The organism is Humibacillus xanthopallidus (assembly GCF_006716675.1).
Taxonomy (GTDB): Bacteria; Actinomycetota; Actinomycetes; order Actinomycetales; family Dermatophilaceae; genus Humibacillus; species Humibacillus xanthopallidus_B.
In genome coordinates this window covers 88,605-113,352 of sequence record NZ_VFPM01000006.1, presented here as the reverse complement: position 1 = coordinate 113,352, position 24,748 = coordinate 88,605, and the positions used below count along the sequence as shown (strand labels likewise).

The window sequence follows — 24,748 nt, the reverse complement described above, 5'->3', positions numbered from 1 at the left end:
GCAGTTCGTGTTCCAAGCAGGTGGTATGCCGGGTGGCGGGTTCTCGGGAGCAGTGGGCAGGGTCGTGAGGGAGGGTTCAGCGGATCGCGCGCGAGAGGTCGGGGTCGAGGGTGAGCTCTGCGCGGATGCCGGCGAGGTCAGCGGGCGAGGGGACGCGGCTGCCGGGCAGGGTGACCGCCGCGGAGCCCCACGTCACACCGGTGACGAGGGCGTCGGCCGGCTCGTGACCGGTCGACAGCCCGTGGAGCAGGCCGGCGAGCATGCAGTCGCCGGCGCCCACGGTCGAGAGGGGGGCCGAGATCGGCGCGATGGCGTGCGCGCAGACGTCGGCGGTGATGACGAGGGCGCCGTCACCGCCGAGGCTGACGGCAACGACCTCGATGCCGTCGGAGACGAGCTCACGGGCGGCGTCGCGCACGTCACGCAGCATCGGCAGCTCGTGCCCGACGAGCTCGGCGAGCTCCTCGTGGTTGGGCTTGATGAGGTTCGGGGTGGCCGCCACAGCGGCCGAGAAGGAGGCGCCGGAGGAGTCGATCGCCACGCGCCCACCGCGCTCGCGCACCCGACGGACGAGGACGGCATACAGGTCGGTGGGGGCGCCGGGGGGCATGCTGCCGCAGCCGACGACCCAGCCGGCGCTCGAGGAGCGCTCGAGGGTCGTGTCGAGCAGCGCCGCCACCTCGGCCTCCGAGAGGGTCGGACCCGGCTCGTTGAGCTTGGTCGTCGTGCCGTCGGGCTCGAGGACGCTGATGTTCATCCGGACCGTGCCCGAGACGGGCACGCTCGCGTGTGCCACGCCCGCGCTGTCGAGCAGCTCGTCGAGCAGGTGACCCTCGGGCCCGCCGCTCGGCAGCACGGCCACCGTGTCGGCGCCCTGGGCGGCGAGGGCGCGGGAGACGTTGACTCCCTTGCCTCCCGGGTCGATGCGGCTGCCGGTCGCGCGGTGCACCTCACCGCGCCGGAGCGCGTCGATGAGCACCGCGCGGTCGATGCTGGGGTTGGGCGTGAGCGTGACGATCATGCGGTCACCACTTCCGGTCCGGCCGAGCGGATCTCGGCAGCGACGTCATCGTCGATGTCGGTGTCGGTGATGACGACGTCGACGTCGGCGAGCTGGGCGAATCGGTGCAGGTGGTCGTCACCGGTCTTGCTCGAGTCGGTGAGGACCACACACTTGCGGGCGGCTGCGACCATGGCGCGCTTGACGAGCGCCTCCGACTGGTCGGGGGTCGTGAGGCCGCGGGCGACGGAGAGGCCGTTGGTGCCGACGAGGGCGACGTCGACGACGACTCCCTCGAGCGCGCTCGTGGCCCAGTCACCCACGGCTGCGCCGGTCGTGCCGCGCACCCTGCCGCCGAGCAGGTAGAGCCGTATGCCGGGGTGTGACGAGAGGACGCTCGCCGCCGCGAGGCTGTTGGTGAGGACCGTGAGGTCGATGTCGGGAGGTAGCAGCTCGGCGACGGCCTGCGTCGTGCTGCCGGCGTCGAGGATGATGCTCCCGCCGCTCGGCAGCTCGTCGAGGGCGCGGGCGGCGATGCGGCGCTTGACCTCGGTGAGCCGGCCGGTGCGCGTCGCGAGCGTCGGCTCGATCTCGAGGCGCTCGACGGGGATCGCACCGCCGTGCACGCGGCGCAGGGAGCCACGCCGCTCGAGGGCGGTCAGATCGCGACGGACGGTCTCGGCCGCGACCCCGAGGACGTCAGCGAGCGCAGCGACTTCCACCCGGCCGGCACGACGTGCCTGGGCGATGATGCGCTGTTGCCGCTCCGCTGCGTACATCGGACTCCTTCGTCCTCAGGGTGTGTCTACTCGATCTCGCTGATCTGTGCCTGCGACGGGCCCAGTGAGATCATGAAACCACTGATGTAGTCACAAGTAAATGGATACGGGCACCCGTTTTTGTGAGTTTCTTCGGACGAGTCACGCTCGGAGCGGGCACGGCCGGGCGGGACCGGGTGGAAGCGGGTCCGGATCGGGCCGGGCCGGGCCATCCGGTCAGAGTGCCGGGGGCTGCGGCAGGGGCGCGGCGGGCAGGATGTGCCCATGAGCGAATCCGTGATGGTCCCGACCGACTCCGGCGCCATGCCGACCCACCTGTGGCGCCCCCCGGCCGGACGCGGGCCGGGCATCGTCCTGCTCCAGGAGATCTTCGGCGTGAGCGCCTACATCCAGCGCCGCGGAGCGCAGCTCGCCGAGCTCGGCTACGTCGTGGCCGCGCCCGAGATCTTCTGGCGCCTCGGCGTCACCTCGCCCGTCGAGGGTGACGACGCGCTCCAGCAAGGCATGGGGCTGGTCCAGCGGCTCGACTGGGACCGGGCGGTGCTCGATGCCGTGGCCGCCGTCGAGTGGCTGCGCCGGCAGGAGGCCGTCGATGCCGGAGTGGGCGTCGTCGGTTTCTGCTTCGGCGGCGGCCTGGGCTTCAACGTGGCCGCCCGGCTCGAGGCCGAGGGCGCTGCTCCCGTCGACACGCTCGTCTCCTACTACGGCTCCGCACTGCCGGGGCTGCACGCAGCCATGACGGTGGCCGCGCCGAGCCTGCACCACTTCGGCCTGGCCGACTCGTTCATCGACACGGCCACGGTGCGCGCCATCGAGGAGTCGGTGACGCAGCAGCCCGCGACCGTCTTCGAGACCTACGAGGGCGCCGACCACGCCTTCGACAACGACGAGATGCCCTGGCACGACGCGGCTGCCTCGGCGCTGGCCTGGAGCACCACTGCGGAGTTCCTGCGCGAGCACCTCCCGACCAGCTGACCCGAGTCGGCTTCCAACGGAACGCAATTCACCGCGAATGGTGAGGTTAGTGACATCTCGCCCCCGGGTAGGAGCAGTGCTGCACGGCAACCCCCAATGGAGAGGAACCCCATGTCGCAGCACGACTCGACGCAGCACGACTCGACGCGCCAGGACTTCGACGCCTGGAACTACCGTGAGGGCACCGACCTGTCGAACCGCCAGGACGACCTCGCCGGCTTCACGGTCCACGCCACCGACGGACACATCGGCAAGATCGACGGCGCCACCCGCGAGGTCGACGCCAGCTATGTCGTCGTCGACACCGGCCCCTGGATCTTCGGCCGCAAGGTGCTCCTGCCCGCCGGCACCATCGAGCGCGTCGACTGGGACGAGAAGGACGTCTACGTCGACCGCACCAAGGACGAGATCAAGGACTCGCCCGAGCTGCGCGACGAGGACCGCGTCGAGGGCAGCGAGACCGCTGTCAACGACGAGTACCGCGGCCGCCTCAGCGACTACTACGGCGAGCGTCCCGGCGGCCCCGGCGACGGCGCGCGCGTCTGAGGCGAGCGAGGCCCGACGAGGCCCGACGAGGCCCGACGAGGCCCCGGTGTCGACCCGCACGGTCGGCACCGGGGCCTCGCCCGTTCTCGCGGCATGGGTAGCGTGTCGCGAACGTAAGTGCTCGGGGCGCCGTGTCGAGATGTCGCCTCGTCGCACCACCCACGCCCGAGGAGCACTCCGATGACCCAGTACCTGCTGTCCGTCCACCACCGCGCCGACGACCCGGTGCCCTCGGAGGACGAGATCCCGGCCATCTTCGCTGCCGTCGACCGTTTCAACACCCGGCTGCAGGAGCGCGGCCAGTGGGTCTACGCCGGCGGCCTCGTCGACCGCTCCGAGGCCAAGGTCGTCGATGCCACCTCCGGCACTGCCTCCGTCACCGACGGGCCCTTCTCCGAGGCCCGCGAGTGGCTCGGTGGCTTCTGGATCGTCGAGGCCGACGACCTCGAGGCCGCGCTGGCCATCGCCACCGAGGGCTCAGCGGCCTGTGCCGGCGCCGTCGAGGTGCGCGCGTTCCAGTCGGAGTGACCCGGGGCGCGTCTCCTTCGTCACGCCTGGCCGACGGCCGGGCGTGACGGCGGGACAATGGGTTCGGAGGAGATCAGTCATGAGCGTGCTCGTCGTCTATGAATCCATGTTCGGCAACACCGAGGCGATTGCGGAGGCGCTGGCCGAGGGCATCCGGCGCGAGGGAGAACAGTCTCCGCCGGGCCAGGCCGTGACCGTCCTCCCCGTCAGCGAGGCTCCGACGCGCATCCCTGACGACGTGACGATGCTGCTCGTCGGCGGCCCGACCCACGCCTTCTCGATGTCGCGCGAGTCGACCCGCGCTGATGCGGTGCGTCAGGGCGCGACGGGAACGCCCCGCCTCGGCATCCGGGAGTGGATCGACTCCTGCGAGCCGCGGGCCGACCTCCCGGTGCACACCTTCGACACGCGCGTGCATGTGCGGATGATGCCCGGATCGGCAGCCAAGCAGGCGGCGATCGCCTTGCGGCGCAAGGGGTTCGAGCGTGCTTCTCGGGGCGAGAGCTTCTGGGTGGGCGGCAAGGACGGCCCCCTGTCGCACGACGAGGTCGTGCGGGCTCGAGCCTGGGGCGCCTTCCTCGCGGAGGCCCTCACTCCCGCGTGAACGTATTGGAGCCCGGCTCGCGGTGCGAGTCCGGGCTCCCTGGCGGTTCACGTACCACAACGGGCCAGCCGCCGAAGTCTCTCTGCTCATCAGTGTGGCGAGGGTGCGCGCGCGATACACGCGCAACACGCCGAGGGTGGTCAATCCGTGACTCCGGGGTGGCCGAACCGTAACTAGGGTGGCGACGTGGACCCCCAGCCTCCCCGCACGCAGCCGGACCCCCTCGCCGCTGTCGCCGCTCACCGTTACGTGTCCCTGACGACCTTCCGGCGGTCGGGCGAGCCGGTGGCGACACCGGTGTGGATCGCCCGCGACGGTGACGAGCTCGTCGTCATCACCATCGACGGCGTCGGCAAGACGAAGCGTCTCGCCCACACCGCGAGGGTCGAGGTGCGCGAGTGCGACATGCGCGGAGCGGTGCCCGACGGCGCTCCGACGCATGAGGGCACCGCTCGCGTCGTCCGCTCGCCGGAGGAGGTCGCTGCCGTGAAGCGCGCCATCGGCGAGAAGTACCTGCTCGCCCGTCTCGGCGACGTCTTCAGGCCGCTCACCTCGAGAGTCGTCAAGGACAAGCCGCGCGCCGGCATCCGCATCACCCTGACGTGACCCGGGCGACACCCGCCAACCCTCGACAGATTCTTCTCGACCGTCGCCGGTCGACCGTACGTTGCTGTCCATGACTCTCACTGCGGGCCCCCGGCTGGTGCAGCGCCAGCTGGGCAGGATGCTGCGTTCCAAGGTCGCAGGTGACGACGCCCCCGCTCGCGCGCAGCGCATCTGGGGTGCCGAGGGCGAGCGCTGGTTCACCCACGACGACCCGATCTGGCGGGTGCACGCCGATGCCTCGATGTTCCCGGCGGGCGTCGCCTCGCTGCTGCTCCAGTCGCTCCACCCCCTCGCGATGGCGGGCGTCGCCGGCCACAGCGGCTACAAGAGTGACCCCTGGGGCCGGCTCCAGCGCACGAGCCACTACCTTGCGACGACGACCTTCGGCACGATCGAGCACGCCGAGGAGTCCATCGCGATGGTCCGCTCGATCCACGAGCGGGTGCGCGGGCGTGACGCCCAGGGGCGCGAGTACCGCGCGAGCGACCCCCACCTGCTGACGTGGGTGCACCTCGCCGAGGTCGACTCCTTCCTCCGGGCGCACCAGACCTTCGGCGCCGAGCCGCTCACCGCTGACGAGGCCGACCGCTACGTCGAGCAGACCGGCATCCCCGCCGTTCGTCTCGGGGTCATCGACCCCCCGACCACCGTGGATGGCCTCCGCGTGGCGCTCGCCGCCTACCGCCCCGAGCTCGAGGCCACCGACGCGGCGCGCGAGGCCGCCCGTTTCCTCCTGCTCGAGCCGCCGCTCCCCTTCTACGCGCGGGCGGGCTACAGCACCCTCGCCTCGGGCGGCGTCTCGCTGCTGCCGGGGTGGGCCCGGTCGATGCTCGGGATCCCGCTGCCCCGGGCCGCGTCCTCCCTCGTCGCCCGGCCGCTCGGCCACCTCGGCACCGCCGCCGTGCGCTGGGGGATGGCCGGCCTCGCCGAGCGACGCCCCTCCGACACCCCGGAGCGAGCGGCGAGCTGAGGCGGCGACACTCAGCCACGCGGCATACCGGATCGGCTGACTGCGAGACAGCCACACGGCATACAGTGCGGGCAAACGGCACTCCGAGATCGAGGACGATCATGCACAGCAGCTCCTTCACGCTGACCACCCCCGACGGCACCGAGGTGTTCGTCAACCGCTGGCTGCCCGACGGGGAGGTGAAGGCCGTCGTGCAGATCTCCCACGGACTCGCCGAGCACTCCGCGCGCTACGCCCGGTTCGCGCAGCGCCTCACCGACCACGGGTATGCCGTCTACGCCTCCGACCACCGCGGCCACGGGCGCACGTCGAGCCCACGCGGCTCCTTCGCCGAGCGAGACGGCTGGCAGACCGTCATCGACGACCTCCACTCCGTCACGGCTCGGGCTCGCCATGAGCAGCACGGCGTGCCCGTCTTCCTCCTCGGCCACAGCATGGGCTCCTTCATCGCGAGGGGGTATGCCGCGCAGTACGGTTCGGAGCTCGCTGGCCTCGTGCTCTCCGGAACCGCCGGTGGCGCAGGTGCCCTCGGAAAGGTCGGCGTCCTCGTCGCGTCGACGCAGGCGCGCCTGCGGGGCCACACCCACACGAGCGGGTTGATGAACAAGCTCAGCTTCGGTCAGTACAACTCTGCCTTCAAGCCCACCCGTACCGACTTCGACTGGCTCTCAAGGGATCCCGCTGAGGTCGACAAGTACATCAACGACCCTGACTGTGGATTCGTCTTCAGCGCAGGCGGATTCGCCGACCTGCTTCGCGGCCTGGCGATGGCCAACGACGACCGCACCGTCGCGCTCATACCCAAGGACCTGCCGATCTTTCTGACCTCGGGCGACCAGGACCCGGTCGGCGCCAAGGGCAAGGGCGTGCAGCAGGCGGCCGACCAGCTCAAGCGCCTCGGTGTCCGCGACGTCACGGTGACGCTGTGGCCCGACGCCCGGCACGAGATCCTCAACGAGCTCAACCGCGACGAGGTCGAGCTCGAGATCCTCGAGTGGCTCGACGCCCACCTCGAGACGGCGCAGGCGCCGGCGTGAGCGGCCCGCTGCGCATCGGCCTCGGCATCCTGCTGGTGCTCGTCGGTGCCCTGTGGACCCTGCAGGGACTCGGCGTCGTCGGCGGCAGCGTGATGTCGGGGGTCACGCTGTGGGCGATCATCGGCCCGGTCGTCGTGCTCGCAGGCCTCGCGCTCGCGCTCAGCGCCCGCCGCCGCGGCGGCGGCACCACCCCCTGACAAGGTCGAGTGCCCACTTCCCGACGCCCCCCGTCACGTCGAGTGCCCACTTCCCGACGGCTCAGAGGCGGAGGGAAGTGGGCACTCGACGTGCGGGCGGAGGTCAGCTGGTGCGCGGCTCGTCAGACCTCGCGCCGACGGCACCGACGGCAGCGGAGAGACGGCGCGACCCCGCGAGGGTCTGGACGCTGTGCATGTAGTCCAGCGCGGTCTCCGGGTCGACGCGCGGGTCGGGATCGGCGCTCGACGGCACCGGGGTGAGGTAGTAGTCCGCCTGCACCCGCTCCGGCGTGACATCGACGACGACGAAGCCGTGCCCGACGCCGTCGAGGTACTTGATCCACGGGTTGAGCTGCTGGGCCGCTGCGATGGCCTGGCGCGTCACGGCGACGACGACCTCGGGAGGCTGTCCCGCCAGCTGTGGGGTTCCTCCGAGCACCTCGTAGAAGCCGTCGCTCGTCACGGACGGGCACACGACCTCCACGCCCGCCGAGGCGTATGCCGGCTGGCCGGGTGACGCGGCGACCGGCAGGTCGCTCGAGAAGGAGGCGTGGATGTCACCGGTGAGCACGACGATGTCACCGGCGGACTCGGGCTGCGCGGCGGCATACGTCAGCAGGCTCGTGCGGTCGGCGGTGTAGCCGTCCCACTGGTCGGCGTTGACGAAGGTGAGGCCCGGGGCACCGAGCGCGGCGCCCGGGTAGAGCACGGGTGCGATCATCACCTGGTTGCCGAGCAGGTGCCACTGCCGCCCCTGCTGCGCCACGCCGTCCTTGAGCCAGGCCAGCTGCTCGGGCTCGGGGAGGTGACGCAGCGGGGAGGCAAGGGCGCCGTCGATCTGCGGGTTGACCCCGATCGGCACGAAACCGTCGAACGGCACGCCCGGCACCGTGACCTGACGGCTGCGGTTCTGCCGGGTCTCGAGGATGGACAGGTCACCGAGGTCGCCGAAGGTGAACCGCTTGAAGAAGCGCGTGCCCTGGTGCGGCACCGACTGGTCGGGCATGCGGAAGGGCATCCACTCGAGGTAGGCCTGCATCGCCTGCGCCCGGCGCACGAGGTAGTCACCCTCTCCGGGCTGGTGGTTCTCGGCGCCGTCGGCCCAGGCGTTGTTGGCCACCTCGTGGTCGTCGAAGATCGTGATCCACGGGAGCGCCTGGTGGGCGGCCTGGCAGTCGGGGTCGGCCTTGTGCAGGGCGTGGCGCAGCCGGTAGCCCGTCAGGTCGATCGTCTCGGTGGCGGGCTGGCCGTCACGCACGCCGATGAGCGCATCGGGACCGTAGCGGTCGGCGCCGTTGCCGTACTCGTAGATGTAGTCGCCGACGTGCAGCACGAAGTCGAGGTCGTCGCGCTTGCTGATGGCGCGGTAGGCCGTGAAGAAGCCGCCCGTGTAGTTGCTGCAGCTCACGAGGGCCATGCGCAGCGCGTGCGTCTCGCCCGCGATGTCGCCCGCTGTCTGGGTGCGCCCGACCGCGCTGAACTCGCCGAGCGACTGGAAGCGGTAGAAGTAGCGCGTGTACGGGTCGAGGCCGGTCACGTCGACCTTGACCGTGTGGTCGCTGTCGGGGGAGGTCATGACCGTGCCGTGGGCGACGACGCGGTTGAACCGCTCGGTCGTGGACACCTGCCACCGCACGGGGATCGGGCGGCCGAGGCCGTTGCCGGGAGCCGCCACGGGCTCGCCGGGCCGCGGCGGCGGGGTGGCTCGGGTCCAGATGATGACGGAATCGGCGGTCGGGTCGCCGCTGGCTACCCCGTAACCGAAGATGCCCTTGCTCGCCGGCGCCGCAGCAGCGGCGGGGTCGAAGACGCGGGGGACGGCAAGCGCTGCGGTGGCTGCGGCGACACCCTTGAGCAGGGTGCGCCGGCCGACGGACGACGGTGTCATGACTCGGAGGCTATGCCCGCCGAGGGCCCGCTGGTGCCGATTGGCGAGAGCGCCCGTATGCCGCGCCCTCCCGCCCGTTCGAGGTGATCCCGCCACCCACGTGGGGCGGGAAGCCGACGGAGTGCTCTCTCGATCGGGGGAAGGCCGACGGAGTGCTCTCGATCGGGGAGAGCGGACCCCGGAGCAATCGAAAGAGCAGTTCGTCGCCGTCGAGCGGCCGTGCGCTGTCACGCGAAGGGGCGACGAACTGCTCTTTCGATTGGGGCTTGGCATCCGGCGGGCGCAGGGCGAGGGCGATCCGGTCAGTTGTCGAGGTCCCAGGCGGTGTCCTGCGGGGCGCGGTCCGGGGGCACCGGAGGCGGCGGAGGCGGCGGAGGCGGAGGCTCCAGAGGCTCGGGCGGCACCTGGGGCACCGGAGCCGAAGGCGGCGGCAGCGGCACCTCGGCGCCACCCTCATCGAGCTGGAACGGCGGGTACACGTCCGTCATGAGCGTGGCATAGGCGACGACGCGGTAGACCCAGCGGTTGAGCCCGATGACGAGGTCGAAGAGCGCCCGGGGGTAGCGGCTCGTGAAGAGCAGCGAGATCCCGGCGATGACCACGAGCAGACCCAGCACGCTCCACCCCGACGATTCGACGCGAACACCGTGGCCCTGGGAGAAGCTCCAGGCCCACCCACTGCCGCCGACGAGAAGGCCGACGATGAGGTACTGCGGGATGGCGAGCAGCCACCACTTGATGAGGACCAGCCCGCGCGAGAGGTGCTCGGGGTAGGCGATGTCGAGCCGGGCCGGGTAGTCGGGCTCCTCGTCGAGGCTGAAGGGCGGGTAGCGGTCGGTGCCGAGGCCACCGTTGGAGCAGTAGTAGGACACGCGCCACGACCAGCGCAGCACCCCGAGGTTGAAGTCGAAGAGACTACGCGGGTATCTCCCGGTGAAGAGGATGGCGAAGAAGGCGACCACCGCGACGACGAAGAACGCCATCCAGAGGAAGCCGAGCACGATGAAGTGCGGGATCGCGAGGAACCACTTGACGAGCCACAACCATCGCGAGAGCGGCTCGTCGAGTCGCGCGTTGAGCGACACCGGGCTGACGGCTCGCGGGTGCGGTGCCCACTGCGACGCAGCGGCACCAGCCGCAAGTGGCGCCCGGGAGGACGGCTCACCCCAGGACTGCTCGCCCGGGGACGGCGGCGCCGGCTGGCCACCGCTCACGCCGCGCACGATGAGGGCGACGGCGATGCCACTGATGACGAGGCCGATCGCCAGCAGGATCAGCGCGAGGGGCAGCAGGAAGCCGGCCCGCACCCCGATCGTCGTGGCCACGTCGACGCCGGCGCTGCCGTCGGCGTTCATGACCGCGACGGCCCAGCGTCCGCCGGTGACGTTCCAGGTCAGCGTCTGCTGCCCGGCACCGGTCGCCGAGGTGGTCCAGAAGGTCTCGCCCGTCGGCGCCGGGGCCGTGGCCGCGCCGGGCGAGGTCCGCAGGACCGCGATCCTCGACTCCCCGGAGCGGGGTTCGCTGAGGCCGACGACCTCGTCGTGCGCGACTCCCCGGAGATAGGTCGTCAGCGAATCGGCCGGCGCGACGCCGAGGAAGAGGTCGGCACCGGGCGTGACCGGACGCGCCGTCATCCGCAGGTCGAGGTCGAGCCGGTCGAGCGCCCACGACGGCGCGTCGGGAGCGTTCTCGACGATGATGTCCTCCACCGTGATCGCGGCCGTCGGGCTGCGCAGCGTCGGCACGGACAGGGAGAGGAAGCCCGCGTCGTCGCGGCCGAACGCGTAGGCACCGGCCACTGCTGCCCCTCCGAGGAGCAGTCCGAGCCCGGGCAGGATGAGCAGGCAGCCGATGATGAGCGCGACGAGGTGCCGCTTGGCAGGGTGCGGAGCAGTAGCCACCGGCGCGCCGGGACCACCGGGGCCGCCGGGGCCGCCTGGGCCGCCGGGGACGTCGGGACCGCTGGGACCGCTGGGACCGCCGGTGGCAGTCATGACGCACCTCCTGGGAAATACCCACGGAACAGCCGCACCGCGGCCTCGATGATCCCGATCACGCTTCCGACGATGCCGATGGCGAGCAGGACCCGCGCCACGACCTCCCACGGGGTGCCGATGACATCGAGGGGGAAGACCTGCCAGATCCGCACGAGGGCGACAAGCCCGAAGGCGATCGAGATGATGTCGCCGAGCGCCCGGAGCCGGGGCAGGTCGAAGACGAGGTTGACCAGGTCGGCCGCCGCCCGCGCGACGATCGAGGCGTTGACGGCCCCGATGACGAGCACGGTGGCGGCGGTGAGGAAGGGCACCGCCTGCCAGCCGGGCCACACGTTGACGAGCCAGAGCATGAGGAGGTTGACGACGAGCGAGCCCGCGTAGCCGGCGCGCCTGCTCGACGACCGCGAGGCCTCCCGCCGGGCGGAACGCGTGGCATGACGGCCCGGAGACGCGTTCGGCGACCCGGGCGACCGAGGTGCAGCTGGGGCGCTCATGACAGGCTCGCCTCCCGAGCATCGCTCACGCCCACCGGCAGCGCCCCCCGGACGGCGGCGGCCAGGCCACCGGGAACGACCTCGCGCAGCTCGTAGCGCGCCCGCACGAGCGGGACGGGCACCGTGAACACCCTCGTGAGGTCGATCGGCGTGCCGGCGACGACGGCGTCACACGCGCCCGCGTCGACCGCCGCGCGGATCGTCGCCTCGAGGTCGGCGACCTGCTCGGCCCCGTAACCCATGGCGGGCAGGATGCCCCGGGCGTTCGGGTACTTCGCGTAGGTCGCGGCGATCGACCCCACGGCATACGGCACCGGATCGACGATGTGGGAGGCACCCGCGGCGCGCGCGCCGACGACGCCGGCCCCGTAGCTCATCGACCCGTGGGTCAGGGTGGGGCCGTCCTCGACGACGACGACCTTGCGGCCGCGGACGACCGTCGGATCGTCAACGGTGACAGGGCTTTCGGCGCGCAGCACCGTGGCGCGCGGGTTGAGGGAGCGCACCGAGGCCTCGACGGCCTCGATGTCGACCGACCGCGCCGAGTCGCACTTGGCGATGACGACGACGTCAGCCATCCGGACGTTCGCCTCGCCGGGGTGGTATGCCGCCTCGTCCCCCGGGCGCAACGGGTCGGCGAGCACGATGTGCAGGTCGGGCTCGTAGAACGGCAGGTCGTTGTTGCCGCCGTCCCAGAGCACGACGTCGGCCTCCTGCTCTGCCTCGCGCAGGATGCGCTCGTAGTCGACGCCCGCATAGACGACGACCCCGTTGTCGATGTGTGGCTCGTACTCCTCGCGCTCCTCGATCGTGCAGTCGTAGCGGTCGAGGTCGGCATACGTCGCGAAGCGCTGGCACGCCTGGGCGGCGAGGTCGCCGTAGGGCATGGGGTGGCGCACGGCGACGACCCGCAGCCCCTGCTCGCGCATCAGGCGGGAGAGGTAGCGCACCGTCTGGCTCTTGCCGACGCCCGTGCGCACGGCGGTCACGGCGACGACCGGGCGCGTGCTGCGCAGCATCGTCCGGCGGGCGCTGTGCAGCCGGAAGTCGGCGCCGGCCGCGATGCACGTCGAGGCGAGGTGCATGACCTGCTCGTGCCGCACGTCGGAGTAGGCGAAGACGACGAGGTCGACGTGCTCGCGGGTGATGAGGTCGGGCAGCTCGGACTCGTCGACGATCGGGATGCCCTGCGGATAGAGCCGGCCCGCGAGCTCGTGCGGGTAGCGCCGGCCGTCGATGTCAGGGATCTGCGTCGCGGTGAAGGCGATGACCTCGTGCGTCGGGTCGTCGCGGAACACGACGTTGAAGTCGTGGAAGTCGCGTCCGGCCGCACCGAGGATGACGACGCGGGTGGCTGACGAGGGGGCAGTGGTCATAGCAGTCTCCACGGCTCAGGTCACCGACGTGACCGACACACCCCAGCGCGGGTAGTCCTGGCTGCGAGACCCGCCACTGCCAGTCTCCCACCGGGTGCGCGTGCCGGCGCCGTCCCGAGAGCGGGATCACCTCACAATCCGTGGCCCGGTGGTGACTCGTGGTGCGACGATCGAGGAGTGAGCGACACGGCCGCACGACCCGGGGCCCGTGAGCACCGCGGCCCAGCCCCCGGCACCCCGACCCACGAGCACATCTCCCTCGCGGAGCTGTGGCTGGCGAGCAACTACCACCCGCTGCCCGTCGTCATCTCGCACGCCGAGGGCGCGTGGGTGACCGACGTCGAGGGGCGGCGCTACCTCGACGCTCTCGCGGGCTACTCCGCCCTCAACTTCGGTCACCTGCACCCGGCCCTCGTCGGCGCGGCCCGCGCGCAGCTCGACCGCCTCACCCTGACGAGCCGCGCCTTCCACAGCGACCGTCTCGGCCCCTTCTGCCGCGACCTCGCAACGCTCGCCGGCAAGGAGCTCGTCCTGCCGATGAACACCGGAGCCGAGGCCGTCGAGACGGCGATCAAGGTCGCCCGGCGCTGGGGCTACGAGGTCAAGGGCGTTCCCGACGGTCAGGCGCGCATCGTCGTCATGGCCGGCAACTTCCACGGACGCACGACGACGATCATCAGCTTCTCCGACGACCCGGTGGCCCACGACCACTACGGCCCGTACACGCCCGGCTTCGACACGGTGCCCTACGGCGACCTCGCCGCGCTGGAGGCGGCAATCACCGACGACACGGTCGCCGTGCTGCTCGAGCCGATCCAGGGCGAGGGCGGCGTCATCCTGCCGCCCGACGGCTGGCTGCGCGGCGTGCGCGACCTCACCCGCCGCCGCAACGTTCTCATGCTCGCCGACGAGATCCAGTCGGGCCTGGGCCGCACCGGCTCGACCTTCGCCTGCGACATCGAGGGCGTCGTGCCCGACGTCTACATCCTCGGCAAGGCGCTCGGCGGCGGCATCGTGCCGGTCTCGGCGATCGTCGCCGACCGCGACGTGCTCGGCGTCATCACCCCCGGCAGCCACGGCTCGACCTTCGGCGGCAACCCGCTCGGTGCAGCCGTCGGGCACGCCGTCGTCGACCTGCTCGCGACCGGGGAGTACCAGCAGCGCGCCCGGCGTCTCGGCAGCGAACTCGCCGCCGGCCTGGAGGAGCTCGTCGGCCACGGGGTGGACGCCGTGCGCTGCCGCGGCCTCTGGGCGGGCATCGACATCGACCCGGACCTCATGACCGGCCGCGAGGCGTGCCACCGCCTCCTCGAGCACGGCGTGCTCGTCAAGGACACGCACGGCAGCACCGTGCGCCTCGCTCCCCCGCTCGTCGTCGGCGAGACCGAGGTCGAGATCCTGCTCGAGGCCCTCCGCGCGATCCTGCGCTGAGACAGCAGGGCCCGTGCCACAGTGATCGCATGACGACCCAGGCGAACCCGCTCTTCCCGGGCAAGCACTTCATCGGCACGGTGCTCGGCGCGCTCGACGCCAAGGTGGAGATGTCGGGCGAGATGACGCGCCGCTACCTCCAGCGGGCCGCCATGGCGGGCATCATCATCGGCCTCTTCTACGCGACGAGCTATGCCGTCGTCGCGGCCTTCGAGGCGGTGGAGGTCGGCGGCTCGTCGCTCATCACGCTCGGGCGTCTCGCCGGCGCCGTGACGTTCGGCTGGGCCCTCGTCTTCATCCACTACTCGAAGTCCGAGCTGCTGACGTCAAACATGATGATCGTCTCGATCGGCGCCTACCACCGGCGCACGTCGTGGCGGCGAGCACTGCGCCTCCTCGGCCTCTGCTACCTCGGCAACGCCATCGGCGGCTTCTTCGTCGCGCTGCCCTTTCTCTTCAGCACCGTCACGCGCACCGCGATGCCGCTCATGCAGCACGCCGTCGACACGAAGCTCGCCTACGTCTCCGCCGGGCCGTCGGGCTGGAGCGACCTGTTCATGCGAGCCGTGCTCTGCAACTTCATGATCAACATCGCGGTGCTGCTCGTCTACAACGGCCTCATCCGCGACGACCTGACGAAGAGCCTCGTCATGGTCGTCGCCGTCGCGATCTTCGCGTTCATGGGCTTCGAGCACTCGGTCGCCAACACCGTCCTCTTCACGATCGTCGGCCTGCAGGAGGGGCTCGACATCGGGCTCGCCGCCGGCAACGTCGCCATCGCGCTCGTCGGCAACTTCATCGGCGGCGGCGTGCTCATCGGCCTCTACTACGCCTACGTCAACGACGACGCGTCCTACCTCCGTCGCCACCCCGAGACCCCCGCCGGCTGACGCGACCGGCGTCCGGCTCAGCCGGGGAAGCCGAAGCAAGGGTAGAAGTCGATCGCGCCGGGCCGCGGCACCTCGATGCAGTGCGACTTGACCTGCTCGAGGCCGGCATCGTCGGTCCGTCCGGTGATGCTGCGCCCGGCGACCTGCACCGAGACCGAGGCGACGGCCGCGCGGCGGAGGTTGTTGTCGTTCGCGCTGACGTTGCCGTCGCCGAAGTGGGTGTGCGTGCTGACGGTCGAGTGCTCCAGGGGCCCGGTTCCCGTCCAGCGCGCGACGAGGTGGACCGTGACCGGGTCACCGTTGCCGTCCGTGCCGGGCAGGTCGGTGGTCACAGAGGCCTTGGTCAGGCGCGCGTCGACGACGAGCGGTGCGCTGTTCTGCACGTCGGCCTCGAAGACCACGCTCCCACCACCGCCGGCGGCAGGGGCCGAGGCGAGCGCATGCGAGGACGCACAGACGTCGGTGACGCGGACGAAGACACCCGTCAGCCCCTGCTTGCCGACGGGACCCGGCTGGGCGGCATACATGGCTTTGCTCGACGACACGTAGACCTCGGAGACCTCGCACCCCTGCGTCACGACGAGGTTGGCAGAGCCGTGGGTGCTGCTGATGGTGTGGTAGATCCGGGGCTGCGCGGCCCCGGCAGGCCCCGCCACGAGCGGCCCGAGAGCGAGTGGGAGAGCGACGGCTGCGACGATGGCACATGCGCGTTTCATGGTGACTCCTCCGGTGGGCCTGACCCTTCCAGCGTGACACCGCATTGGCAGGCCCGGCAGGGGCCTGTGGCGTCTCGTCGCTCACACCGGTGGGCCGGACCGGCGCCCGCGTGCTAGGCAGGAGAGAGGGCCGTCGTGGCCCGCGAGAGAGGTGGAGACGATGGCGAAGAAGAAGTGGGCAGACCTCACCAGCGGCCAGCGCAAGGCCGTGGTCGCGCTGGGGGTCGTCGAGGTGGCTCTCGCAACGGCGGCCTACGTCGACCTGCTGCGCCGACCGGCTGACCAGATCAACGGCAGCAAGGGCAAGTGGGCGGCGGTCATCCTCGTCAACTTCGTCGGCCCGATCAGCTACTTCGCCCGCGGCCGCAAGAGCGCGCTCCCCGAGATCACGGCCTGACCGGCTCCTCTCACTCTCGACCCTCTCGTCGAGTGCCCAGTTCCCCACACCGGGACCCGTCGGGAACTGGGCACTCGACCTTGAGGTGCCGTGGGGAACTGGGCACTCGACCTGGCGCGGCCGTCGGGAACTGGGCACTCGACATTGCGGTTCGCGTCAAGCACTCTCGCGTCGAGTGCTCACTTCCCGACGCCGTCGGGGCATTTTGCTGACGGCGACGCGCCTCCCACGGGATGATCTGAGAGGTCGCCCGGGAGGGGTGGCCTCGGGGAAGGGATAGGCGGGTGGACATGGTCGTCATCAGTCGTCGTCGGGTGCTGCAGAGCGTCCCCGTCAGCGTCGCAGCGGTTGCCCTGCCGTCGGGCACCGCGCTCGCGGCGAAGGCGCCGACCGACCCGCTCAGCAGGTCGCGGTGGACCCCCTACGTCGGCAGCACGTTCAGCGCGAAGTCCTCGACGTCGACGTGGTCGGTGCGCCTGGCCGCCGTCGACGACCTGCCCGGCTCGCCTGGCTCCGACCGCCGCTACGCGCTGCGCCTCACCTCGGCGGCCGCGGGTCGTGAGAGCACCGTGAGCCTGAGCCGGGCCGGCTTCGCGGCCACGACGCTGCACCTCGTGCCCGGATCCAACGGCACCACCTGGACGGCCGTGGTGAACCGACTGTGACCCTCGACCTCGCCACCGCAGCCGCAGCCGACTTCACGCCGCACCTCGAGACCCCTTTCACCGCAAGCATGCCCGCGGGCGACGACTTCAGGCTCACCCTCGTCGACGTATGCCGTGGGGCGGGCGGCCCGACGCGCGAGCAGTTCACGCTCACCTTCGCCGGCGGGCCGAATCCCCCTGTGCGACAAAGGATCCTGCGGCTCGACCACGAGTCGCTGGGCGGGCTCGACCTTTTCCTCGTGCCCATCGGGCCGGGTGTCGACGGGCGGCAGCGCTACGAGGCCGTCTTCGCCTGACCGCTCGGTCGCCGGAGGAAGAGGTAGACGCCGAGGTCGTCGACGACCTCGAAGCCGAGCCGGCCGTAGAGCCGCAGTGCCGGGTTGTGTCGCTCGACGTGGATCGTCACGGGCAACCCATCACGGTCGCCCTCGTCGAGGATCGGTCGGAGCAGCGCCTCCCCCACGCCCGTCCCCCGGTGCTCGGGCAGGAGGGTGATGTCGACGACGCGGATCTCGTCGGCCGTGCGGTCGACGTAGAGCCGCCCAGCCGGAACCCCGTCGATGACCACCACCTCGCGCACCGTGTCCGGACGTTGCGCCGCCCAGGATCGGTCCTGGGCCGTGAACTGCTGCGCGACGAAAGCGTCCTTCGTCGCCTCGTCCCACGGCACCATCGCGAGCTCCGGCTCCCGGGTGGATCGGTACACGGCACAGAGGAACTCGCGGTCGTCGTCGGTGACGGGACGAAGCGTCACCGACGCTGGCACGGCACGTGGGGCGGGCGGCATACGGCGGTCAGGAGCGCGGCGGGAAGACGCCCTGCAACGCGATGCAGAAGCTCAGGGTGAGCGACGGCTGGATGTTGTTGTGGGGCTGGTTGCCGCCGACGGGCGTGACCATCTGCGGCGCGAGTGTCACCGCAGACCCCGGTGGCGCGAACTCCGCGACCCCCTGCCCCGCGGCGAAGAGCTGCCCCTCCGGAGAGGTCGCGACGGCCTCCGAAGCCGACGCGTTGAGATCGTGGGTGTGCGACGGCACCTCGCTCTGGAGCAGCGTGACCGTCTCGGAGCCACCGGTCTGCCCGAGGTCGTAGAGCGACAGGCCGGGCCCCTGACCGGGGTGGAGCGGCACGCTGCCCTGGAGGTTCGGCAGCGCGAAGGTGGACTTGCCGTCTCCTCCGTAGGTCGTGCCGAGGAGGGAGAAGAGGGCGGTGTTCTGCGAGATCGGCATGAGCTGGCCGTCGCAGAAGGCCCAGCCCTTGGGGGCGAAGTTGAAGCCGAAGATGCGGATCTCGGCGACGAAGGGGTCGGTCATGATGGCTCCTCAGGTCTGGGAAGGGAAGATGCCGAAGAGCGAGATGATGAAGCTGATGCAGAGGTAGGGCTGCATGTTGTCGTGGGGCTGGTTGCCCCCCGCCGCGGGCCCGATGGTGCCGGGCGCGAGAGGGGTCGTCGGCTGGTCGCTGCCGTAGGCGTAGGTCGTGACACCCGCCATCGCGCCGGGGATGTTGCCCGCCGCGCTCGTGCCCGCCGCGCCTGCGGCACTGCCGAGCACGCCGTGGGTGTGGGCCGGCATCTGGCCCGTCGTCAGGGTGACCGTCTCGGTGCCACCGGTCTGCGCGAGGACGAAGCCGCCACCCTGGTGCAGGGGCGCCCGGCCGCGCAGGTCGGGCAGGGCGAAGGTGGACTGGCCGTCCCCCCCGTAGGTCGTGCCGATGAGGTTGAAGAGCGTCTCGTTCTCGGAGATGGGCATGAGCTGCCCCTCGCAGAACATCCAGCCCGATGGCGCGAAGTTGCCTCCGAACATTCGGATCTCGCCGACGTACGGCTGTGACATGTCGCCTCCTTCAGAGGGTCGTGCTCGGTCTGTGGGTCGGTGCGGGGATGGGTCAGTTCTGCGACGGGAAGATGCCCTGGAGGGCGATGCAGAAGCTCAGCGTGAGGTAGGGCTGCATGTTCGGGTGCGGCTGACTCCCACCGGAGGGTGAGATCGACCCGTTGCTCATCGCGACAAAGCCCTCGGGCACCTGGTAGGCCGCGGCCCCGACGCTCGTGCCCAGAGTGACGGTGTTGCCCGGCACGGGCGTCGTGGCCTGCGTGCTCGTGCCGGTCACGGTATGCGTGTGGCCGGGTGTCTCGGCGACCGACAGGGTGTGCGTCTGCTCCCCCTGCACCTCGCCCTGGGTGTGCCCGTTCCCGCGGTGGAGCGGGACGCGCCCCTGGAGGTTGGGCAGGGCGAAGGTGGTCTGGCCGTTGCCGCCGTAGGTCGTGCCGAGCAGTGCGAAGAGCGCTTGGTTCTGGTTGATCGGCAGCAGCTGCCCGTTGCACAGCGCCCAGCCCTTGGGGGCGAACTGGAAGCTCATGAGCCGGATCTCTGCGAGGAACGGTTCAGTCATGACGTGCTCCTTTGGTCGGTCAGGGCGTGCAGGCGGTGAAACCGGTCTGGGCCGAGACGAGCAGCGCGCCTCCGCTGCTGGCGGGGTTCTGGGTGGCGACGTAGCTCGTCGTCTCGAGCGCCGTGGTCGTCGGCGACGGGCTGAGGCCGAAGATCCCGAAGGTGTTGACGTTGGAGACGGTGCCCTCCTTGCGGAGCGCGATGCCCGGGTTGGGCGAGAACCCAGCCGTCGTGTTGCCGCTGATCAGGGCGCACAGCGTGGCGTTGACGCTGTTGGGGGCAGGCGTGCCGGAGTCGAACCGGATGCCGGCACCGATGAGGGTCGGGGCCGCGACCGAGTTGTTCTGCACCGTCGTGCGGAGCGTGCTGCTCTCGCGAGCGACGAAGTAGATGCCGTTGCCCCTCGTCTGGCTCACCGTGTTGTTGCTGATCGTGGCGTTGAGCACCGCCGTGTCACCGGTGCCGCCGGGGATGCCGCCGGCTGCAGCGCCACCCGTGATGCCGCGGTTGGTGACGACGCCTCCGGTGCCCGGCGCGATGACGTTGCCGGTGATCGCGGACGTGAGGTTGTGCTGCCACGTGGCGTTGACGGAGATGCCGTCGCCCTGGGTCAGGCCGACGGGGTTCGCGACCGTGCCGTTGTTGGTGACGTCGATGTAGCTCGTGCCGCGGCCCTGGGCCAGCACGATGATCGCCTCGGTCGACATGAGCACCGACGTGCTGAAGCCGTGAACGAGGTTGCCGGTGATGGCGAAGTGGCTGCCGGACGTGCCGATCTGCGAGACGGGAGCCGCGAGGGAGGTCGGGTTGCCACCGGTCAGGCGGATGCCACTGCCGTTCGGGAAGCCCGTGATCGAGTTGCTCGAGATCGAGCCGGTGGTGATCGTCGCACCGGTGCCGGCGGAGCCGAACTCCTGGACGAGCACCCCGCTGCCGATCGAGCCAGCCGCGGTGGCTGCGCTGGTGATCGTGTTGCCCGTCACCGTGAGGGTGGAGATGACCCCGGAGTTGTTGTAGATCGTCAGGCCGTGGTTGTAGCCGCTCGTGAGCACCGAGTTGCTCACCGTCACAGCGCCGCTGACGTTGGATATCCCGTCACCGGTGCCGTCGAAGGCGATGTTGGACGCGACCGCGCCGGCGGCACCGCCCCCGGCTGAGCCGCTGCCCGTGACCGTGCCGTAGGTGAAGGAGAAGCCGGCGACGCCGGTGCCCTTGATGCCCGACGCGCCAGGAGTGTTGCTCACCGTGAGGTTGTTGAGGCTGACCGAGGACGTGCTCGTGAGGGAGACCCCGGGGCCGGTGGTGTTCTGGATCGTTCCGCCGCTCGCGTTGCCGCCAAGCGACGTGTTGCCACCACCGAGCACGCTCAGCCCACCGGAGCTGCCGGTGGTGTTGAGCCGTATGCCGTTCGCCGCGCCGTTCGCGCTGATCGAGCGGAACTTCAGGCCGGCCCCGCCGATCGTCGTGTTCTCGACGACGAGGGTCGATCCGGTCGTGCTCGTCAGCGTCGACGTCGTGTCGGAGGCGGTGACCGTGCCGCCGCCCGTGGCGCTGAAGGCGCTCGTGCCGCCGGACGAGATCGTCAGCGCGGCGCTGAAGGTGACCGTCGCCCCGGTGTTGGACGCGAGGTTGATGCCGGTTCCGCTGATCGGGCCGGTGAAGGAGGTCGTCCCACCGGAGCGGTTGCTGACGTTGACCGAGCGGGCCGTGCTGCCCGTGACGGTGGCGGCGACGCCGATGCTGCCGGTGGCCGCACCCGTGAGGTCGATACCGTCGGCGCCACTGCCGCTGACGGTGACGGCGCTGCCGATGGTGGCGGTCGTGACGTTGTCGCCGTGGATGCCGTCGGCCGACGCGCCCGACACCGTGACGCCCTGCACGTCGACGCCGTTGGCGAGGGTGACCCCGTTGCCCGCGGCGTTGGTGATCGTCGGGGCGGTGGCGCCGGCGGGCACGAGGACCGTGCCCCCCACGGTCAGCCCGTGACGCTGGCCGTGGAGACGCTGGTTGGCCTCGAGAGCCAGCCCACCGGCATACGACCCCGCCGCGGCGTAGACGAAGAGGTAGTCGCCGGGACCGTCGACATCGCCCGATCCGCCGGCGCCGTTGAGCGTCGTCAGCGTGGTGAGCGGAGCCGTGGAGCGACCGTCGCCACCCGCCGGGGCGGCGGCGTTGACCCACCACACCCGATCGTTGCCGATCGCGATGCTCATCGTCCCGGTGGAGGTCAGCAGACCGTCGGTGACCGTGTAGGTGACGGTGTCGGTCTGGCCGACGTCACCGACGCCGGGGAGGTAGCTGAAGGTGCCGTTGGCGTTGATCGTGACGCTGCCGCCGCCGGTCGTCGCGAGGGTGCCGGCGACGACGCTGATCGTGTCACCTTCGGGGTCGGTGTCGTTGGCGAGCGGCAGGGCGCCGGTCAGGGTCGTGCTGGGGCCGGTCGCGGTCACGCCGCGCAGCGCCAGGGTGTTGCCGATGGCGCCGGAGTAGCTGTCACCGCCGACGACCGGGGCCTCGTTGACGTTGGTCACGGTGATCGTGAAGAGCTCGTCGAAGGTCAGGCCGGGAGTGCCGCTATCGGTGACCCGCACGCACACGGTGTAGGACGACTTCGCCTCGTAGTCGAGAGGGGCCGAGGTGACGAGCGATCCTCCGGTGACCGTAAAGCTGCTGCCGTCGGCGTACGTGCCGCCGCATCCAGTCGTGACGACGGTGAAGGTGTGGCTCTGGCCCGCGTCGGGGTCGGTGGCGGTGAGGGATCCGACGACCGTTGCGGCAGGTTCGTTCTCGGCGACCGTCGCGTTGCTGAGGCTGATGTCGGTCGGCGCCTCGTTGACGTCCGTCACGGTGATGACGAAGGACTTCTCGAAGACGTTGCCGGCAGAGTCGGTCGTGCGCACGTTGATCGAGTAGGAGGCCTTGGCCTCGAAGTCGAAGCTCGCCGCGGTGCGCAGCTTGTCGCCGACGATGGTGAACGACCCGTTGTCGGTGTCACCGGGGCCGGCGTCCAAGGTGTAGGTGAAGGTGTCGCCCGGGTCGGGGTCGGTGCTCGAGAATGTGCCGACGGCGGTGCCGGACGGCTGGTTCTCGGCCACCGTCGCTGCGGAGAGCGCGAGGTCGGTCGGCGCGCTGTTGGCGGCCACGGTGAACTCCACCGTGACGTCCGCGACCATCTCATCGGGCGGGTCGACCGTGTCGGTGTCGTGGATCTTGCTGCCGTCGATGGTGAGGGTGCAGAGGACGGCGGCGGGCAGCTTGGCGTCGGGGGTGAGCGTCCAGTCTGTGCCCGACCCGCTGAGCGCGAAGGCCGTCGTCGTGGCGACGGGGCACTCGAGGCTGAACGCGCCGGCGTCCGCTGTCACCGGCTCGCTGAAGGTTACGGTGATGGTGGCGCCGCTGGCCACGTCGGTCGCGCCGTTGGTCGGGCTCGTCGAGACGACGGTCGGCGCGGTGTCGACGGTCGTGAAGCTCACGGTGACGTTGGCCGTCATCGTGTCTGGCGGGTCGCCTGCATCGGCGTCCGACACCTGCGCGGCGACGACCGTGAGGAGGCACGCAGCAGTGCCCGGCAGGGCGCTCGTCGGGGTCAGGGTGACGGCAGTGTCAGTGCCGCCGATGGTGAAGGCCACGGGGTTGCTGTCGCAGGTCAGGGTGAAGGAGCTCTGGCTGACGGTGACGGGCTCGCTGAAGGTGACCGTGAGCTCTTGGTCCGCGGGCACATTCGTCGCGTTGTCAGCCGGGTCGGTCGAGACGACGGCCGGCGGGCTGTCGACGGTGAAGCTCGCGTCGATGTTCGCCGTGAGGTTGTCCGGAGGGTCGACCGCGTCGTTGTCGGTGATGGTCGAGGCGTCGCCGGTGAACCGGCAGGTCTCCCCCTCGGGCAGCGGGCCTGCCGGATCGATCGTCAGGGTGGTCCCGCTGAGCCCGAGGACGGTGTAGCCCTGGGGGAAGCCGGCCGGGCACTCGAGGGAGAAGGTGCCGGCGTTCGGCACACTGACCGGCTCGGAGAACGTCATGACGATGTTCGCGTCGGTTGCGACATGGGTCGCCCCGTCCGCCGGCGAGATCGAAACGAGCGTCGGGGCTGCATCGACGGTCTGGAAGCTGATGTCGACGGCGGCGGTCAGTGCGTTCGGCGGGTCGCCCGCATCGACGTCGGTGATGTCTGCGGCCGGCGCCGTCAGGGTGCAGGTCGCGGTCTGTGCCAGATCGGCGTCGGGGTTGACCGTCACTGTCGACGTTCCCGAGCCCGTGACGGTATACGGCAGGGCCGGGCCGCCGCAGGCGAGCGAGAAGGCGCCGTTCGCGACGTCGACGGGCTCGCTGAACGTCAGGACGATGTTCGTCGAGGTGGCGACCCCGACCGCGCCGTCGACCGGCGTCGAGGAGACGAGGCTGGGCGCGGCGTCGGTCTCGAACGAGAAGGTGCGGTTGGCGACCATGTTGTCGGGCGGGTCGAGCGAGTCGACGTCGGTGACCCCGGCGGCATACACCGTGACGGTGCAGCTGGCCCCCTGCGGGAGCGAGCCGGTCGGGTCGAGAGTCAGCGTGGATCCCCCGGACCCGCTGACGGCGAAGGGGATGGGGGTTGCGTCGCACGCGAAGGCGAAGGAGCCGACGGTCGCGGTGACGGGCTCGCTGAAGGTGACGGTCGGACTGACGTCAGTCGCGACGTGGGTCGCGCCGTCGGCGGGACTCGTCGACGTCACGCTCGGCGCGGCGTCGTTGGGGGTGACCTGCACCTGCACCTCGCCGGTGAGGCACTGGCCGGGGCCCGTGACGTAGCGCAGGGTGCCGGAGGGCAGGGCCGCGCAGAAGTAGACGGTGCCCGACGTGGGCGGCAGCGTGAGCGCGGTCGCCGGCGACTTGCAGTCCTTGGGCTTGGTGGCGAGGCGGGTGGAGCCGGAGGGCTGGACGCAGAAGATGGCTGGGCCCGGCTTGAGCGTCACCTTGGTCTCGTTGCCCTTGCACTCGCTCAGCGAGGAGACGGCCCTCAGGACGCCGTTGCTCTTGAGCGCGCACGCATACGACATCTCGCCCGCCACGGGTGCGGCGGCTGCCGAGCCGGCGGGGGCGAGGAGGGCCGCGACGAGCAGCACGGCGCACGCGGCGGCGATACGGGAGAGCAGGGCACTGACACGCGACATTGCGACCTCCGGTCTCGGCTGTCGCCGTCGCGCTCCCCCCTGTGGGTGTCGCAACTCACGGACGACGCACCGCGCAATGTCCCTTTCCTAGCATCAGATGTGGTACGCGCGT

Annotated in this window: 25 protein-coding genes; 13 read left to right on the top strand and 12 right to left on the bottom strand. The window is 70.9% G+C overall.

The features are described from left to right. Positions 1–76: 76 nt before the first annotated feature. A complete protein-coding gene (gene pfkB / locus FBY41_RS23120; protein ID WP_141847672.1) occupies positions 77–1,021 on the bottom strand; it encodes a 1-phosphofructokinase in 945 nt (314 codons plus the stop codon). Next, positions 1,018–1,779: a DeoR/GlpR family DNA-binding transcription regulator gene (locus tag FBY41_RS23115; RefSeq protein ID WP_141847670.1), complete on the bottom strand. Its 762-nt coding sequence runs from the start codon at positions 1,777–1,779 to the stop codon at positions 1,018–1,020. Before FBY41_RS23115 ends, pfkB begins: the two co-directional genes overlap by 4 nt. A 264-nt stretch (positions 1,780–2,043) precedes the next feature. Between FBY41_RS23115 and FBY41_RS23110 the strand changes: the two genes are divergently transcribed. The 8 genes from FBY41_RS23110 (at position 2,044) to FBY41_RS23075 (ending at position 7,242) form a co-directional block, all read left to right on the top strand. Continuing rightward, positions 2,044–2,754 (top strand): dienelactone hydrolase family protein, encoded by a 711-nt coding sequence (locus FBY41_RS23110; RefSeq protein ID WP_141847667.1) that lies wholly within the window; start codon positions 2,044–2,046, stop codon positions 2,752–2,754. Positions 2,755–2,865: 111 nt separating this feature from the next. Further along, entirely contained in the window at positions 2,866–3,300 is a 435-nt protein-coding gene (locus FBY41_RS23105) for a PRC-barrel domain-containing protein (protein WP_141847666.1), read from the top strand. A gap of 180 nt (positions 3,301–3,480) precedes the next feature. After that, entirely contained in the window at positions 3,481–3,828 is a 348-nt protein-coding gene (locus FBY41_RS23100; RefSeq protein ID WP_141847663.1) for a YciI family protein, read from the top strand. A gap of 79 nt (positions 3,829–3,907) precedes the next feature. Beyond that, the gene (locus FBY41_RS23095) at positions 3,908–4,432 is read left to right on the top strand and encodes a flavodoxin family protein (RefSeq protein WP_141847661.1); all 525 of its coding nucleotides are present in this window, start codon (positions 3,908–3,910) and stop codon (positions 4,430–4,432) included. A 186-nt stretch (positions 4,433–4,618) separates the two neighbouring features. Further along, positions 4,619–5,038, top strand: a complete 420-nt coding sequence (locus FBY41_RS23090; RefSeq protein ID WP_141847659.1) for a PPOX class F420-dependent oxidoreductase — start codon at positions 4,619–4,621, stop codon at positions 5,036–5,038. Positions 5,039–5,108: 70 nt separating this feature from the next. After that, entirely contained in the window at positions 5,109–6,008 is a 900-nt protein-coding gene (locus tag FBY41_RS23085) for an oxygenase MpaB family protein (protein WP_141847657.1), read from the top strand. A gap of 101 nt (positions 6,009–6,109) precedes the next feature. After that, a complete protein-coding gene (locus FBY41_RS23080) occupies positions 6,110–7,045 on the top strand; it encodes an alpha/beta hydrolase (protein WP_141847656.1) in 936 nt (311 codons plus the stop codon). After that, a complete protein-coding gene (locus tag FBY41_RS23075; RefSeq protein ID WP_141847654.1) occupies positions 7,042–7,242 on the top strand; it encodes a hypothetical protein in 201 nt (66 codons plus the stop codon). The genes FBY41_RS23080 and FBY41_RS23075 overlap by 4 nt, the downstream gene beginning before the upstream one ends. A 103-nt stretch (positions 7,243–7,345) precedes the next feature. Here the strand turns inward: FBY41_RS23075 and FBY41_RS23070 are convergent, their stop codons facing one another. The 4 genes from FBY41_RS23070 to FBY41_RS23055 form a co-directional block, all read right to left on the bottom strand. Continuing rightward, on the bottom strand, positions 7,346–9,130 hold the full coding sequence (locus FBY41_RS23070; protein ID WP_141847652.1) for an alkaline phosphatase D family protein: 1,785 nt from the start codon (positions 9,128–9,130) through the stop codon (positions 7,346–7,348). 302 nt (positions 9,131–9,432) lie between these two features. Next, positions 9,433–11,124, bottom strand: coding sequence for a DUF4389 domain-containing protein (locus FBY41_RS23065; RefSeq protein WP_260439988.1), 1,692 nt, complete (start codon positions 11,122–11,124; stop codon positions 9,433–9,435). Continuing rightward, positions 11,121–11,621, bottom strand: coding sequence for a hypothetical protein (locus FBY41_RS23060; protein WP_185749230.1), 501 nt, complete (start codon positions 11,619–11,621; stop codon positions 11,121–11,123). Before FBY41_RS23060 ends, FBY41_RS23065 begins: the two co-directional genes overlap by 4 nt. Next, entirely contained in the window at positions 11,618–12,997 is a 1,380-nt protein-coding gene (locus FBY41_RS23055) for a cyclic 2,3-diphosphoglycerate synthase (RefSeq protein WP_141847650.1), read from the bottom strand. The genes FBY41_RS23060 and FBY41_RS23055 overlap by 4 nt, the downstream gene beginning before the upstream one ends. A gap of 177 nt (positions 12,998–13,174) precedes the next feature. On the opposite strand from FBY41_RS23055, the gene rocD reads away from it, so the two are divergent. Both rocD and FBY41_RS23045 read left to right on the top strand, forming a co-directional pair. Then, complete coding sequence (gene rocD, locus FBY41_RS23050) at positions 13,175–14,428, top strand: ornithine--oxo-acid transaminase (RefSeq protein ID WP_141847648.1); 1,254 nt, start codon at positions 13,175–13,177, stop codon at positions 14,426–14,428. A gap of 29 nt (positions 14,429–14,457) precedes the next feature. Continuing rightward, positions 14,458–15,318 carry a formate/nitrite transporter family protein gene (locus FBY41_RS23045; protein WP_141847646.1) on the top strand — a complete coding sequence of 287 codons (861 nt, stop codon included), beginning with the start codon at positions 14,458–14,460 and terminating at the stop codon, positions 15,316–15,318. Between the two features lie 17 nt (positions 15,319–15,335). Here FBY41_RS23045 and FBY41_RS23040 read toward each other — a convergent pair whose 3' ends face one another. Continuing rightward, a complete protein-coding gene (locus tag FBY41_RS23040; protein WP_141847644.1) occupies positions 15,336–16,034 on the bottom strand; it encodes a hypothetical protein in 699 nt (232 codons plus the stop codon). A gap of 160 nt (positions 16,035–16,194) precedes the next feature. Between FBY41_RS23040 and FBY41_RS23035 the strand changes: the two genes are divergently transcribed. The 3 genes from FBY41_RS23035 (at position 16,195) to FBY41_RS23025 (ending at position 17,392) form a co-directional block, all read left to right on the top strand. Continuing rightward, entirely contained in the window at positions 16,195–16,431 is a 237-nt protein-coding gene (locus FBY41_RS23035) for a PLDc N-terminal domain-containing protein (protein ID WP_141847642.1), read from the top strand. A gap of 290 nt (positions 16,432–16,721) precedes the next feature. After that, positions 16,722–17,096 (top strand): DUF6916 family protein, encoded by a 375-nt coding sequence (locus tag FBY41_RS23030; RefSeq protein ID WP_375869902.1) that lies wholly within the window; start codon positions 16,722–16,724, stop codon positions 17,094–17,096. Next, positions 17,093–17,392: a DUF6916 family protein gene (locus FBY41_RS23025; protein WP_141847638.1), complete on the top strand. Its 300-nt coding sequence runs from the start codon at positions 17,093–17,095 to the stop codon at positions 17,390–17,392. The genes FBY41_RS23030 and FBY41_RS23025 overlap by 4 nt, the downstream gene beginning before the upstream one ends. Here FBY41_RS23025 and FBY41_RS23020 read toward each other — a convergent pair. Genes FBY41_RS23020 through FBY41_RS23000 form a run of 5 tightly spaced genes read right to left on the bottom strand, consistent with a single transcriptional unit; the run spans position 17,371 to position 24,636 of the window. Continuing rightward, complete coding sequence (locus FBY41_RS23020; RefSeq protein ID WP_221629415.1) at positions 17,371–17,850, bottom strand: GNAT family N-acetyltransferase; 480 nt, start codon at positions 17,848–17,850, stop codon at positions 17,371–17,373. The genes FBY41_RS23025 and FBY41_RS23020 overlap by 22 nt on opposite strands. Before the next feature lie 40 nt (positions 17,851–17,890). Then, on the bottom strand, positions 17,891–18,409 hold the full coding sequence (locus FBY41_RS23015) for a phage tail protein (protein WP_141847636.1): 519 nt from the start codon (positions 18,407–18,409) through the stop codon (positions 17,891–17,893). Between the two features lie 9 nt (positions 18,410–18,418). Beyond that, positions 18,419–18,931 (bottom strand): phage tail protein, encoded by a 513-nt coding sequence (locus tag FBY41_RS23010; RefSeq protein WP_141847634.1) that lies wholly within the window; start codon positions 18,929–18,931, stop codon positions 18,419–18,421. Between the two features lie 52 nt (positions 18,932–18,983). Then, positions 18,984–19,490, bottom strand: coding sequence for a phage tail protein (locus FBY41_RS23005; RefSeq protein WP_141847631.1), 507 nt, complete (start codon positions 19,488–19,490; stop codon positions 18,984–18,986). Positions 19,491–19,509: 19 nt separating this feature from the next. After that, positions 19,510–24,636: a beta strand repeat-containing protein gene (locus FBY41_RS23000; RefSeq protein ID WP_141847629.1), complete on the bottom strand. Its 5,127-nt coding sequence runs from the start codon at positions 24,634–24,636 to the stop codon at positions 19,510–19,512. Between the last annotated feature and the right edge of the window lie 112 nt (positions 24,637–24,748).